Genomic DNA, 14,564 nt, shown 5'->3' with positions numbered 1-14,564 from the left:
CTCAAAACTTTCGCAATTGGGCCAGCGTCGCCTTGTAGCGCGCCGTGATGGCTTGCTGCGCCACATGGCGCTGTCCACGCACCAGCCACTGGCCGCCGGCCAGCACGTCGGCGACCAGGTTGTCGTTGCCGCAAAAAATAAAGCTGCCCAATACATCGTCGATCGCCACGCCGTGCAGATTCGGATGGTCGGCGTCGAGCACGATCAGGTCGGCCCGTTTGCCCACGGCCAGCGCACCCAGCCGGCGGCCGGACGCTTGCGCGCCGCCCTGCAAGGCGCCCCGCCACAAGAAATCGCCGACGTTGCGTATCTTGCCGCTGCTGGCGACATTGCGGCGCTGCTGATGCAGCCGCTGGCCATATTCCAGCCAGCGCAATTCTTCCACCGCTCCCTGCGAAATATGGCTGTCGCTGCCGATGCCGAAACGGCCGCCGGCATGGATAAAGTCAGCCAGCGGAAACAGGCCGTCGCCGAGGTTGGCCTCGGTGGTCGGACACAGCCCGGCCACCGCGCCGCTGGCCGCCAGTGCCGCCACTTCATCGGGCAGCAAATGGGTCGCATGCACCAGGCACCAGCGCGCATCGACCTTCACTTGTTCCAGCAGCCATTGCACCGGCCGGCGGCCGCTCCAGTTCACCGATTGCGCCACTTCCTGCTGCTGTTCGGCGATATGGATATGTACCGGCCGCTCGGCCGGCAAGGCGGCCAGCAATTGATTGATGTGCGCCGCCGAGGCGGCGCGCAGCGAATGCGGCGCCACGCCGACTTCGGTCTGGCCGTCGCGCAGCGGCTCCAGCGCCTCGACGATGGACAGCAGATCCGCGACGTCGGTCCTGAAGCGGGCTTGTTCCGGTTTCAGCGGGGTTTCGCCAAAACCGGAATAACTGTACAGCACCGGCAGCATCGTGATGCCGATGCCGGACAGGCGCGACGCCGCGATCACCCGTTCGGCGGTTTCAGCCGGATTGGCGTACAGCGCGCCGTGCGGATCGCGCTGCACATAGTGAAATTCGCACACCGCCGTATAACCGTGGCGCAGGCATTCGGAAAACAGTTGCGCCGCGATCGCCTCGATATGGTCGGGCGTGATATTGCGGGCGAAGCGGTACATCAGGTCGCGCCAGGTCCAGAAACTGTCCGGACTGTCGCCGGCCTTTTCGGTCAAGCCGCCCAGCGCGCGCTGGAACGCGTGCGAATGCAGGTTGATCATGCCCGGCAAGACATATTCGGCCTGCTCGACGGCGGCCGGCGCGACGGCTCCCGCGCTGACGCCGGTCAGGTCGCCCTGCCGGTTCCACTCCAGCAGCACGTCGCTGGCCCAGCCGTCCGGCAGCAGCGCGTGGCGCGCAAACAGCGCCGTCACGGATGACCGCCAGCCACGGCCCAATCAGCCGCCGCCTGCATCATCCGGCGCAGCAAACCCTGCACCTGCGCAGCCAAATCGGGACGATAAGCGAACGGCGCCGTTTCATCCATGTACAGCGACTGGCACATCTCCAGCTGGATCGCATGCACGTTGGAGGACGGCTGGCCGTAATGGCGCGTGATGTGGCCGCCCTTGAAACGGCCATTCACCGCAACGGTCAACCGCTGCTGCGCCAATGCCATGCCGGTCACCGCCTGCTGCAGGCCGGGCGCGCAACTGGCGCCGTCGGCAGTGCCGAAGTTCAGGTCGGGCAGCTTGCCGTCGAAGAAACGCGGCACCACCGACGCGATCGAATGCGCATCCCACAGCACCACCCGGCCGTGGATGGCCAGCATGCGGTCCAGCTCGGCCCGCAGTTGCTGGTGGTACGGTTGCCAATACAGTGCCAGACGGCGCTGCACTTCCGCCTCGTCCGGCGCCTGGCCCGGCTGGTACAGCGGTTCGCGGTGAAAGGTGTCGACCGGGCACAGGCCGGTGGTGTCCTGGCCCGGATACAGGTTGGTGTTTTCCCGCGGCCGGTTCAGGTCGATCGCATAACGCGACCAGCGCGCCGACAGTGTCGACGCGCCCATCCCGGCCAGGAACTCATGCAGGGCGACCAGATGCCAGTCGGTGTCGGCCTTCAGCAGCGCTTGCGACGTCATGCGGGCCGCGATGTCGTCCGGGATATCGGTGCCGACGTGCGGCATCGATACCAGCAAGGGAATGCAGCCCTGCGTAAATCGAAAATCCATGGTGATGTCTCCCGGTTTTTGTCTTTTCTTTTCAAGCGTACAGCGGCGCAAACAGGTTTTTGCAGGAGGCGCTCAATTCGCCCTGCAACACCATTTGCTTGGCCACTTCGATATCCGGCGCGAAGAAACGGTCGGTATCGAAGAACGGCACCTGCTGGCGCAATTGCTGGTGCACATGCTCCAGGTGCGGCGAGGTTTTCAACGGCCGGTGGAAATCGATGCCCTGGGCCGCCGCCAGCAATTCGATGCCGACGATGACGGCGGTATTGTGCGCCATGTCGTCCAGGCGGCGCGCCGCGAACGTCGCCATGCTGACGTGGTCTTCCTGGTTGGCGGAAGTCGGCAGGCTGTCGACGCTGGCCGGATGCGCCAGCGATTTGTTTTCGGACGCCAGCGCGGCGGCCGTCACGTGGGCGATCATGAAGCCGGAATTGACGCCCGGGTCGCGCACCAGGAATGGCGGCAAGCCGGACAAGGTGGCGTCGATCAGCAGCGCGATGCGGCGCTCGGCCAGGGCGCCGATTTCGGCGATCGCCAGCGCCAGCGAGTCGGCCACGAACGCCACCGGCTCGGCGTGGAAATTACCGCCCGAGACGATTTCGGCCAGTCCCGCGCCGCTGTCCGGGAAGATCAATGGATTGTCGGTGACGGCGTTCGCTTCGATCAGCAGCGTGCGGCCGGCATTGCCCAGGATGTCGAGGCAGGCGCCCATCACTTGCGGCTGGCAGCGCAGGCTGTACGGGTCTTGCACCCGCTCGTCGCCTTCCAGGTGCGAGGCGCGGATCGCGCTGTGCGCCACCAACTGGCGGTACATCGAGGCCGCCGCGATCTGGCCCGGCTGGCCGCGCACCGCGTGCACCCGCGCGTCGAACGGCGCATCGCTGCCCTTGGCCGCGTCGAGCGACAAGGCGCCGGTGACCAGCGCCGCTTCCAGCAGGCGCTCGGCCATGAACAAGCCATGCAGCGCCAGCCCGTTCGACACTTGCGTGCCGTTGATCAGCGCCAGCCCTTCCTTGGCGGCCAGCACCACCGGCGTAATGCCGGCCGCTTGCAGCGCCTGTTGCGCCGGCAGCAGCTTGCCGTCGACGCGCACCTGGCCGACGCCCAGCATCGCCAGCGTCATATGCGACAGCGGCGCCAGGTCGCCCGAGGCGCCGACCGACCCCTTGGCCGGAATCGCCGGCATGATGCCGGCGTTGTACAGCGCGATCAGGGTATCGACGATCAGCGGACGCACGCCGGAATAACCGCGCGCCAGGCTGCCGATCTTCATCAGCATGATCAGCCGCACCACCGCGTCGGACAGCAATTCGCCGGTGCCGACCGAGTGCGACAAGATCAGGTTGCGCTGCAGCTGCTCCAGCTTTTCATCCGGGATGCGGGTCTTGGCCAGCAAGCCGAAACCGGTGTTGATGCCGTAAGCCGCATCGCCCTTGGCGACGATGGCTTGCACGGCGGCGGCCGACGCCTCGATCACGCCGTAGGCTTGCGGCGCCAAGGTCAGTCTGGCCGGCGCGGCCCACGCGGCGCGCAAATCGGCCAGCGTCATCGCACCGGGTTTCAGGGTCCAGCCAGAGTCGTTCTGTTTCATGTTCGCTTTCTGTTTTACTTGACCATAGGGAGTATCAGGCCGTTGCGCCTGGCGCAGTCGGCGGCCGTTTCATAACCGGCGTCGGCATGGCGCATCACGCCGGAACCGCTGTCGTTGACCAGCACCCGCGCCAGCCGTTTGGCCGCGCCTTCGCTGCCGTCGGCGACGATCACCATGCCGGCATGCTGCGAGTAACCCATGCCGACCCCGCCGCCATGGTGCAGCGAGACCCAGGTCGCGCCGCCGGCGGTGTTCAGCATGGCGTTCAGCAGCGGCCAGTCGGACACCGCATCGGTGCCGTCCTTCATGCTTTCGGTTTCGCGGTTCGGGCTGGCCACCGAGCCGGTGTCCAGATGGTCGCGGCCGATCACGATCGGCGCCTTCAATTCGCCGTTGCGCACCATCTCGTTAAACGCCAGTCCGGCGAGGTGGCGCTCGCCCAGTCCCAGCCAGCAGATCCGCGCCGGCAAGCCCTGGAAGGCGATGCGCTCGCGCGCCATGTCCAGCCAGTGGTGCACTTGCTTATGTTCCGGGAACAGTTCCTTGATCTTGGCGTCGGTCTTGTAGATATCTTCCGGATCGCCGGACAGGGCCACCCAGCGGAACGGGCCGCGCCCTTCGCAAAATTGCGGGCGGATATAGGCCGGCACGAAGCCGGGAAAATCGAAGGCGTTCGCCACGCCCTGGTCGAACGCGACCTGGCGAATGTTGTTGCCGTAATCGACGGTCTTGACGCCCATCGCATGGAAGTCGAGCATCGCCTGCACGTGCGCGGCGCAGGAATCGGCGGCGGCCTGGGCCAGCCGCGCGTGGCGTTCCGGGTCTTGCTGCGCGGCCTTCCAGTCCGACACGCTCCAGCCGCGCGGCAAATAGCCGTTGAGCAGGTCGTGCGCCGAGGTCTGGTCGGTGACCAGGTCCGGCACCAGCCCCCCTTCCCTGGCGCGCCTGACCAGCTCCGGCAGCAGCTCGGCGGCGTTGCCCAGCAAGCCGATCGATATCGCTTCCTTGCGTTCGGTGTGGTATTTGACCAGCGCCAGCGCGTCGTCCAGGCTGGCCGCCTGCTTGTCGAGGTAGCGGGTGCGCAAGCGGAAGTCGATGCTGCTTTGCTGGCATTCGATATTGAGCGACACGGCGCCGGCCATGGTCGCAGCCAGCGGCTGCGCGCCGCCCATGCCGCCCAGGCCTGCCGTCAGTATCCAGCGCCCGCCCCAGTCGCCGCCGAAATGCTGGCGCCCGGCTTCGGCAAAGGTTTCGTAAGTGCCTTGCACGATGCCCTGGGTGCCGATATAGATCCAGCTGCCGGCCGTCATCTGGCCATACATGAACAGCCCCTGGCGGTCGAGTTCATTGAAGTGTTCCCAGTTGGCCCATTTCGGCACCAGGTTGGAATTGGCGATCAGCACGCGCGGCGCGTCTTCATGGGTCTGGAAGACGCCGACCGGTTTGCCGGACTGTATCAGCAGGGTCTGGTTATCTTCCAGCTCGCGCAGCGACGCCAGGATCTGGTCGAAGCACGCCCAGTTGCGGGCGGCGCGGCCGATGCCGCCGTAGACCACCAGGTGTTGCGGGTTTTCCGCCACTTCCGGATCCAGGTTGTTTTGCACCATGCGGTAAGCGGCTTCGGCTTGCCAGCTTTTGCAGACCCGCTCGCTGCCGCGCGGGGCGCGGATTTCACGGCTGGCGTCGAAACGCGGATCGCTGTCCAGGCTATTGTGATTGCTCATGCTGTCTCCTCGTATCGGTTCGGATGGGCGCCACAACGCCCCTCGGTACATCAAGGATAGGTTGTCTATACAACTAAGTCAACCGTTTTTGCAGTCGGCGGCCATGTAACATTCAGACCCTGGTTGACTCCTTTTTATGCACCCGCTTGCCGCCCGGCCAAGCCTGCGTACAGCGTAAGTTCATGCCTGCTCCTTACCTGGACAAAGGGGGAAGATTGCCGCTGCGCGGCTGGCGCACCATCAGCCAATACTCGCGGGCCGTGACCGGCTCGAAAAACTTCGCGCTGGCCTCGAAACCGAGGCGGCCGTAAAACGGCAGGCTGCGCTGGTTATACGTTTCCAGAAAACAGGCCGCGCCGGCCCGGTCGACGGCGTGCAGGCCGCCGGCCAGCAGCGCCGCGCCCAGCCCGCGTCCCTGCGCGCCGGACTGGATGCCGGCGATCGACAGATACCAGGCCGATGCCAGGTTCCATCCGGCCAGGTTGGATTCCATATGGTCGACGATGGCGCTGAAATTGGCGTAGCCTTGCGCTCCCAGCAGATCGCGCAAGGCCCGTTCGCGCGCCGCATAAGCCGCGGCGCGCAAAGCCGGATCGGTATCGGTGGTCCAGATCGCCGCGCCGCTGCCGTCGGCATCGGCCAGGTCGACCCGGCCCACTTGCCGGCCTTCGACCAGCGCCAGTTCGAAATACGCGGCCAGCATTTGCAGGCGGCGCGCCTCGTCGCCATCGCAAGCCCGCGTGACGCTGCGATAAAAAGGATCGGCTATCAGCGCGTCGGCCAGGCTGTGCGACGCGGCTTGCATCAGGTTTTCCGGTAAGTGATTCATTCAGTATTTTTATTGAGTGAGCATTTTCAATCAGTCCGGCGCCTTGGCCGGCGCCAAATGCCAGTCTTCGGGCGGCACCACCTGCGGTTCGGGCGGATCGCTGCGGTAATGCGGCGACATGATTTGCACGCCGAATTCATTAAACACATCGATGATGTGCTGGTGCAGATGGTTCAGCACCTCGGCCCGCTGGCGCGGCATTTCCGCCCTGGCGTAGCCGACCAGCCGGTATTGTACGTAATAATCCTGCAAGGCCAGTTGCACCACGTACGGCTTCGGCGTGGCGGCGATGTCATCGGTGCGCGCGGCGGCCAGTTCCAGCATCGCGTGCACCTGGCGCCACGGCGTGCCGTAACCGACCGTGATGGTGGTGTCGAGCACAAAACCGGCGCCAGCATGGGCGCGCGAATAATTCCTGGTGGTTTGCGCCATCACCCACGCATTCGGCAGCGCGATCTCCTCGCCCATGCCGGTGCGCAGCCGCGTCTCGAACATGCCCACTTCGGCCACCGGGCCTTCGCTGTCGCCGACCCGCACATATTCGCCCTTGCGCAGCGCCCGCGTGTACATCAGGATCAAGCCGCTGGCGCCCTGGCCGACGATGCTCGATGCGCCGATCGACACCATCAGGCCGACCAGCACCGACACGCCCTGGAACGCGGCGGTATGCGAGCCGGGCAGATACGGATACGCCATCGCCAGCGCGAACAGCCAGATCACCACCGTGACGATGCGCCGGGTCGGCAGCGCCGTGTCGCGGTCCAGCCAGCCGATGTTCAATTCGCCGCTTTCGACGCGCTTGAAAAACGAGGCCGCCGTCAGCGCCACCAGCCGCGCGATGGCGCCGATGATCAACACCAGCACCAGTCCCGGCACCGCGTCGAGCACGGCGCGCCCGACCTGCGTAGCGATATCGAGCAGATAGCCGTTCAAGCTTTCGCCCCAGCTGCGGGTGTACGGAATCCGGCCCAGCGCGAAGGCCGCCCACACATACGTCGCCATCAGCCGCAAGCACCACAGCACCAGGTTGAACAACTGGCGCACGAACACCACGTAATGCTCGGCGTCGAGCACGCGCACGTTTTTCAGCCGCACATCGCGCAAGCGGCTGCCCAGCAAGACCGCGCTGCGCCGCCCCGCCCAGTCGTGCAGCCGCGACAAGCCGCGCAAGACCAGCAGATAAGCCAGCGTCGCGGCCAGGCACAGGCCGGCGGCCGTCGCCAGGTAGCGCCAGCTGCCCTGCTCGCGATGCTCGGTCAGCGCCAGGCGCAATTGTTCGGCGGCGGCTTGCGCGACGCTGGCCGTGGTATCGCCGGACAACTGGTTGACATCGCCGGGAATCACGACGAACAGCTGCATGCCATCCAGCAGCACCTGGCTGCCCTCGGGGATGCCGCGGGTTTCCGCCTGCATGGGACCACCCTTGGCCAGCGCCGTTTTCAGGCGCCGCAACGCGCCGGCGGCGCGCTCCGCCGGCGGATAGCCGGCCAGCGTGGTGCGGAATGTAAAGATGCGCCGGTTGGCGAATATCAGCGGCGCGGTGGCGGCTTCGGCAGGGACCGCGCTGGCTACCGGCGCGGCAAGGGCATCGGCGTCGGCGCCGTGCGAGACTGGCGCCAGCAGGGCGATCAGCAAAATGAAGAGCAGGCGAACAATCGGCAACATGACGGATTTGAAATAGTTATACGATGACATCTATGATGCCATGCAATACCATCAAATAAAAATCCGTCAGCGGTTTTTATCGCCCGCCTCCCGCTCCAGCAGCGCCTGCTTGCGTTCGACGCCCCAGCGGTAGCCGGACAACGCGCCGTCGTTGCGCACCACCCGGTGACAGGGAATCGCCACCGCCAGCGGATTGGCGGCGCAGGCGCCAGCCACGGCGCGCGCGCCTTTCGGGGCGCCGACCAGTGCGGCCAGCTCGGCGTAGCTGACGGTGCGCCCGGCCGGAATCGCGCGCAGCGCTTGCCACACCCGCTGCTGGAACACGGTGCCGCGCACGTCGAGCGGCAAGTCGAGGCCGATGCCGGGCGCTTCCACCAGCCCGACCACGCGCGCGACGATGTGTTCGTAGGCGGCGTCGGCGCCCAGCAATTCGGCGTGCGGAAACCGGTCCTGCAAATCGCGGATCAAGAACTCGGGATCGTCGTCGATCAGGATCGCGCAAATGCCCTGGTCGGTGCTGGCCACCAGGATCGCGCCCAGCGAACAGGCGCCGATGGCGAAGCGGATCGCCATGCCGCTGCCGCCGGCCCGGAACGCGCCCGGCGTCATGCCCAGCAAGCCCGGCGTGGCCGCGTAAAACCGGCCGCTGGAATGAAAGCCGGCCGCGTAGATCGCGTCGGTGATGCTGCGCTCCCGCACCAGTTCGTGCTTGAGCCGCTCGCCGCGGCGCGCCGCCGCATACGCTTTCGGCGTGATGCCGGTGTGCGCCTTGAAAATACGGTGGAAATAAAAACGGCTGATGCCGCTGGCCGCTGCCAGGCTGTCAAGGTCGAGCTCGTCTTCACTGTCATCGATCAGGCGGCAAATCCCGGCGACCATCGCGGCCTGCCGTTCGGCCAGCGGCGGCTGTTCCGGCTTGCAGCGCCGGCACGGACGAAAACCGGCCTGTTCGGCGGCCGCGCAGCTGTCGTGGAAAGCGACGTTGCCGCGCAGCGCCAGCCGCGCAGCGCAAGAGGGCCGGCAATACACGCCGGTGCTGCGCACGGAATAATAAAACTGGCCGTCGGCCTGGCTGTCGCGCTGCCGCACCGCAGCCCAGCGCTGCTCGTCGTTCAGGTAGGGTGGCTGGTGTGACTGGGGTAGCTGGTTTGGCGGACGCATGGTGTACTCCTTGGGACTGTGCCGATTGCATCCATGATAGGCGACATGGCGGCGGCCGGCACTCCGGCTCTTGCTTTTGAATTCATCGCGTGCCCCCATCAGGACAGCTCATGATGGCCGGCAATGATAAAATCGCCACTTGGGCCGCTGTCTGGCCGTCGCGGCCTTCGGAGAACAGCTTGGACGATCACATTACGCAAGAGCATCAACAAAATAGTCAACCAGACAGTCAGCAGCAAGACACTAAACTGGACAGTACCCCGATTTTCCAGCGCATCAAGGATTTCCTGCTGGCCGGCATCGCCAGCGGACGCTGGAAGGAAGGCGATGTGATTCCATCCGAACAAGCGCTGGTCCAACAGTTCGGCGTGTCGCGCATGACCGTCAACCGCGCCGTGCGCGAATTGACCACCGAACAGATACTGACCCGGCGCCAGGGTTCCGGCACCTATGTCGCGCAACAAAAATATCAAGCCACGCTGCTGGAAATCAAGAGCATCGCCGATGAAATCCGCGCCCGCGGCCATATCCACCGCAGCAGCTTGCAATTGCTGGAGCGCAGCAAGGCGTCCGACTTGCTGGCCAAGCAATTCGGCGTGCTCCCGGAACAGCCATTATTCCATTCGCTGATCGTGCATTTTGAAAACGGCGTGCCGATCCAGGTCGAGGACCGCTGGGTCAACCCGGCGTGCGCGCCCGATTACATGGTGCAGGATTTTTCCAGCATCACGCCGAACGAATACCTGATGGCGGCCGCGCCGCTGCAAGGCGCCACCTACAGCATCGAAGCGCTGTCGGCGCCGCGCGACATCGCCGAAATGCTGGCCATCGACACCCGCCAGGCTTGTCTCGTACTGCGCCGCCAGACCCGTTCGCACGGCCAGGTGGCGTCGGTCGCCACCATGTGGCACCCGGGACACCGCTATCAATTCGCCGGCAGCTTTGCCTGATTTTTGCAAAATTCAGCTACGCCATCGATAGCCGCCCGATCGGTATCGCTGCGATAGCAGGCCGGCGCCAAAATATTCTCGCCCAATATTATAAATTACCACCAAAACTGGCCGATATGATGGAAGAATTAGCCGATTTTCCAGCTAGCCACAAGCGGCCGAAAGTTAACACTGCCGTTAAAAATTCGATGCTATAGTTGCTTGAAAGATAGTATGCTTGGCCCGGCCGGCACTATGGCAAACTGATCAGCACGCAATTGGAGTCGCGTTAGTAAAACTTGCCTGATTGCAGTGACCTGGATGGATTTGCAAGGATTTTCAACGATCAACCCGGCCCTTGAAAGGGAAGCACTTGTTGTATTGCAGTTTCACGCGTTCTGGCGCGCTCCGTCCGCGGCGCTTTGCGCTCGGAGCGCTACCATGCGCTTCCCTGATGATCAGCCAACCCGCCATGGCCGCCGGTATCGCGGCACCATGGGATGCCTGGCCGTACGCCACCGTGGCCGCCGCCGTGGTCGCGGCGCTGGCGCTATGGCGCACGCGCCGCGTGGCCCAGCAGTTGCATGCCGCCAGTAAACGCCTGGATGAAGCGGAAATACACGCCAGCATCGCGCTGGCCAGTTCGGGCGAAGCGATCTGGAGCTGGCATTTCCCGACCCGCGCGCTGGAGTTTTCCAGCCGCTACCGGACCCTGCTGGGCGATCCGCGCGCGCCGCTCAATATCGACCCCGGCAACTGGATCAAGCAAGTCCATCCGGACGACCAGTTGCGCATGCGCAACGATGCGGCACTGCACTTCAAGGCGCCCGGCCAGAAAAGTCCGCTGTTTTCGATCGAATTCCGGCTGCGCATGGCCGATGGCGGCTGGAAATGGCTGCTCGGGCGCGGCACCGTCATCGAACGCCACGCCGACGGCAGCGCGCTGTACGCCACCGGCACGCTGAGCGACATCAGCGAACGCAAGGCCGAGGAGGAGGCGCACATGTGCGCGATCCTGGAAGCGGCGCCGGAAGCGATGCTGGTGGCCGACATCGGCGGACGCATCCGCTACGCCAACCAGATCAGCGCACGCTGCTTTTCGTATCCCTTGCAGGAATTGATCGGCTTGTCGCTGGAACAACTGGTGCCGGAAACCATCCCCGGCGCCCACGAGCGCCATTATTTGCCGGGCCGGGTGCTGACCGCAAGGCGCCGCGACGGTTCGCACTTCCCGGCCAAGGTCAACCTGTCGCCGGTGCGCATGGCGGGCCAGGTGTTTTCGATCGTGTCGCTGCGCGACATGACCCAGCGCCAGCGCGCCGAGGAGGCGCTGCACGCCAGTTCCGAACGTTACCGGCTGATCGTGCAAACCGCCGCCGAAGGCATCTGGATGACCGACGCCGAAGGCAAGACCACCTTCGTCAATCCGAAGATGGCGCGCATGCTCGGCTTCACCGTGCAGGAAATGGTCGGCCGGCCGATGTCCGAATACATGGACCGCGAAGGCCGCCAGCAACTGGAGCAGCATTTGCGCCGCCCGCCGACCGACCAGCCGGGCCAGGTCGATTTCCGTTTTTTCCGCAAGGACCACTCCAGCCTGTGGGGCTTGCTGTCGACCACCTCGATCCAGGCCGAAAACGGCGAGCCGGGCGGCACGCTGGCGATGATCACCGACATCACCGAACGCCGTTTGGCGGCGGTGGCGCTGCGCAATTCCAACCAGCGCATGGCGTCGGTGTTCGACGCCGTCACCAATGGCTTGCTGGTACAGGACAGCAGCGGCCACATTTTGGAAAGCAACGCGGCGGCGGCGCGCATGCTGGCCGCCAGCGCCGGCCGCGACGGCCTGTGGCAGGCGGTGCGCGAAGATGGCACTGTCTTCGAGCAAGCCAGCCACCCGGTGCACATCACCCTGTCCAGCGGCCAGGCGATGCGCGACGTGGTGATGGGCGTGCTGCAACCGGACAACAGCCTGTCCTGGCTGTCGGTGAATACCGAGGCGATCCGCGACGAATACGGCGAAGTCGGCATGGTGGTGTCCAGCCTGACCGATATCACGTACCACAAGCGCAGCGAAAGCGCGCTGCGCGAATTGAATGAACACCTGGAAGAACGGGTGGCGCAGCGCACCGAGCAGCTCGACCAGGCCAAGCAGGTGGCGGAAGAAGCGAGCCAGGCCAAGGGGCGCTTCCTGGCCCACATGAGCCATGAAATCCGCACGCCGATGAATGGCGTGATCGGCATGGCCTACCTGGCGCTGAAGACCGACCTGGACCCGCGCCAGCGCGATTACCTCGAAAAAATCCGTTTCGCCGGCGAACATTTGCTGGGCATCATAGACGACATCCTCGACATTTCGAAAATCGAGGCCGGCAAGCTGGAAATCGAACGCATCGACTTCAGCCTCGACCATGTGATGCAAACCCTGACCACGGTGATCGCACCCAAGGCCGCCAGCAAGAACCTGAAGCTGGTGTTCGACCTGGCGCCGGACTTGCCGGCGACGCTGGTCGGCGACCCGCTGCGGCTGGGCCAGGTGCTGATCAACTATACCAATAACGCCATCAAGTTCAGCGAACAGGGCAGCATCACCATCAAAGTCATCAAGGTGATCGGCGACGCCACCAGCTGCGTGGTGCGTTTCGAGGTGCGCGACCACGGCATCGGCCTGACCGAGGAAGAAATGGGCCGGCTGTTCCAGTCGTTCCAGCAAGCCGATACCTCGACCACCCGCGAATACGGCGGCACCGGCCTGGGCCTGGCGATTTGCAAGCAATTGGCGCAATTGATGGGCGGCCACGTCGGCGTCGACAGCAGCCCCGGCGCCGGCAGCAATTTCTGGTTCACCGCCCGGCTCGGCATTTCGACGCGCAGCAAGCCGGAACTGGTCGACCATGTCAGCGAAGCGGCGGCGGCGATGCAAGTAAGCGCCAACGCGGCGGCGCTGATGTCCAGCCTGAAACATGCGCGCATCTTGCTGGTCGAAGACAATACCTTCAACCAGCAAGTGGCGCTGGAAATGCTGGAAGAAGCGGGCGCCACCGTGTGCCTGGCCAACAACGGCGTCGAGGCGCTCGACTTGTTGCGCCAGACCCAGTTCGACTGCGTGCTGATGGATGTGCAAATGCCGCTGATGGATGGCCTGGAAGCGACCCGCCGCATCCGCGCCGACCCGCGCCTGGCCGGCTTGCGGGTGCTGGCGATGACCGCCACCGCCACCAGCGAAGACCGGGTGCGCTGCCTCGACGCCGGCATGGACGATTTCATTTCCAAGCCGATCCAGCCGCCGATGATGTACCGCACCATCGCCAACTGGCTGCCGGAACGCAGCGCGCCGCCGCCGGTGCGGCCGAAGGCGCCGGCCGCCTTCAAGACCACGCTGGCCGGCGATCCCGACGTGATCGATTTAAGCATCCTGGCAAAGTTGCTCAGTTACAATCCCGAAAAAGTGCGCAAATTCGCCTTTAAATTTTTACAGACCACGCAGGACGGTTTTACCGACATGGACAAGGCGCTGGCGCGCGGCGACATCGATCACATGCGCGAGCTGGGCCACCGCATCAAGTCGTCGGCGCGCACGGTCGGCGCGATCGGCATGTCCGAGCTGTGCCACAAACTGGAAACCCTGCCGCTGACCGGCGGCGCCGAGGATAGCACGCAGGCCGGCGCAATCCTGGCGCGGCTGTGGGTGTTGCTGGAACTGGTCACCGAGCAAATCATGAACAACACCAGCTTTGCCAATGACGATTGAATTCCAGAGTGAGACAGAGGTTTATTGAAACAAGCGGCGCCGTGTAGAGCGCCATCAACAGCAGCTAAAGGAATAATAATGATTCATCTCAGTAACGAGCGCCACGATGCCGCGCCGCTGCGCGTGCTATTGCTCGACGACGATATTTTCATGCTGGACGTGCTGTGCGACATGCTGGCCGAGATCGGCGCCTTCGACATCCGCTGCGAATCGCACAGCGAACTGGCGCTCAGCACGCTGCGCGAACACCAGCCGGACGTGCTGATCTGCGACTTGTCGATGCCGGATATGGATGGCATCGAATTTTTGCGCGCTGCAGCGGAAACCGGCTTCCGGGGCGGCGTGGTGCTGCTGTCGGGCATGCATTCGGCGGTGCGCATGGCGGCCGAGCGGCTGGCCCAGGCCAATGGCTTGCGCATCCTCGGCACCTATAAGAAACCGCTGGAAAGCAGTGACCTGGAAGCCGTCATCAAGCTGCAACTGGACAGCGGCGCGGCACTGGCCCACAAGGATCTGGCCTAGGCTGGCCGGCTGACGCGCCGCAACATCGCGACGCGTCGGAAAACGACTGCGACTTGTTCTAAAACAAACCTCGGCAAGATTTTCCGCAATAATCTCCACGTTTATAAAAAATGGGTTATTATTTCAGCCATCCCCGCCTGCTTACCTCTGGTCGCACCTTCCAATAACATTGAATTTGTGCACATCGCCACAATCTGCTAGCTGTACTTCAGGAAGCGTGGATGGCGAACCG

The 14,564-nt window shown here is 64.4% G+C and carries 10 protein-coding genes; 3 read left to right on the top strand and 7 right to left on the bottom strand.

The window, feature by feature from the left end; genetic code table 11:
- Position 1 precedes the first annotated feature (1 nt).
- The 7 genes from GJA_RS02905 to ada form a co-directional block, all read right to left on the bottom strand.
- Positions 2 to 1,363, bottom strand: coding sequence for a formimidoylglutamate deiminase (locus GJA_RS02905; RefSeq protein WP_038488587.1), 1,362 nt, complete (start codon positions 1,361 to 1,363; stop codon positions 2 to 4).
- Positions 1,360 to 2,160 (bottom strand): N-formylglutamate deformylase, encoded by an 801-nt coding sequence (gene hutG, locus GJA_RS02900; protein WP_038488586.1) that lies wholly within the window; start codon positions 2,158 to 2,160, stop codon positions 1,360 to 1,362. Before hutG ends, GJA_RS02905 begins: the two co-directional genes overlap by 4 nt.
- Positions 2,161 to 2,191: 31 nt before the next feature.
- Positions 2,192 to 3,751, bottom strand: a complete 1,560-nt coding sequence (gene hutH, locus GJA_RS02895; RefSeq protein WP_038488585.1) for a histidine ammonia-lyase — start codon at positions 3,749 to 3,751, stop codon at positions 2,192 to 2,194.
- Positions 3,752 to 3,765: 14 nt separating this feature from the next.
- Entirely contained in the window at positions 3,766 to 5,475 is a 1,710-nt protein-coding gene (gene hutU / locus GJA_RS02890) for a urocanate hydratase (RefSeq protein WP_038488584.1), read from the bottom strand.
- A 193-nt stretch (positions 5,476 to 5,668) separates the two neighbouring features.
- The gene (locus tag GJA_RS02885) at positions 5,669 to 6,304 is read right to left on the bottom strand and encodes a GNAT family N-acetyltransferase (protein WP_051780204.1); all 636 of its coding nucleotides are present in this window, start codon (positions 6,302 to 6,304) and stop codon (positions 5,669 to 5,671) included.
- Between the two features lie 30 nt (positions 6,305 to 6,334).
- Positions 6,335 to 7,999 (bottom strand): mechanosensitive ion channel family protein, encoded by a 1,665-nt coding sequence (locus GJA_RS02880; protein WP_242404433.1) that lies wholly within the window; start codon positions 7,997 to 7,999, stop codon positions 6,335 to 6,337.
- A 36-nt stretch (positions 8,000 to 8,035) separates the two neighbouring features.
- Complete coding sequence (gene ada / locus GJA_RS02875; protein WP_051780203.1) at positions 8,036 to 9,130, bottom strand: bifunctional DNA-binding transcriptional regulator/O6-methylguanine-DNA methyltransferase Ada; 1,095 nt, start codon at positions 9,128 to 9,130, stop codon at positions 8,036 to 8,038.
- Between the two features lie 248 nt (positions 9,131 to 9,378).
- Here ada and hutC point away from each other — a divergent pair, with 248 nt between their 5' ends.
- The 3 genes from hutC (at position 9,379) to GJA_RS02860 (ending at position 14,332) form a co-directional block, all read left to right on the top strand.
- The gene (hutC, locus tag GJA_RS02870; protein ID WP_038498486.1) at positions 9,379 to 10,080 is read left to right on the top strand and encodes a histidine utilization repressor; all 702 of its coding nucleotides are present in this window, start codon (positions 9,379 to 9,381) and stop codon (positions 10,078 to 10,080) included.
- 433 nt (positions 10,081 to 10,513) lie between these two features.
- Entirely contained in the window at positions 10,514 to 13,810 is a 3,297-nt protein-coding gene (locus GJA_RS02865) for a PAS domain S-box protein (RefSeq protein WP_081905226.1), read from the top strand.
- Positions 13,811 to 13,888: 78 nt separating this feature from the next.
- Positions 13,889 to 14,332: a response regulator gene (locus tag GJA_RS02860; protein ID WP_038488580.1), complete on the top strand. Its 444-nt coding sequence runs from the start codon at positions 13,889 to 13,891 to the stop codon at positions 14,330 to 14,332.
- The last annotated feature ends 232 nt before the right edge of the window (positions 14,333 to 14,564 follow it).

This window comes from Janthinobacterium agaricidamnosum NBRC 102515 = DSM 9628 (assembly GCF_000723165.1).
Taxonomy (GTDB): domain Bacteria; phylum Pseudomonadota; class Gammaproteobacteria; order Burkholderiales; family Burkholderiaceae_D; genus Janthinobacterium; species Janthinobacterium agaricidamnosum.
The sequence above is the reverse complement of the archived record's forward strand: the minus strand, read 5'-3'. Positions and strand labels throughout refer to the sequence as shown.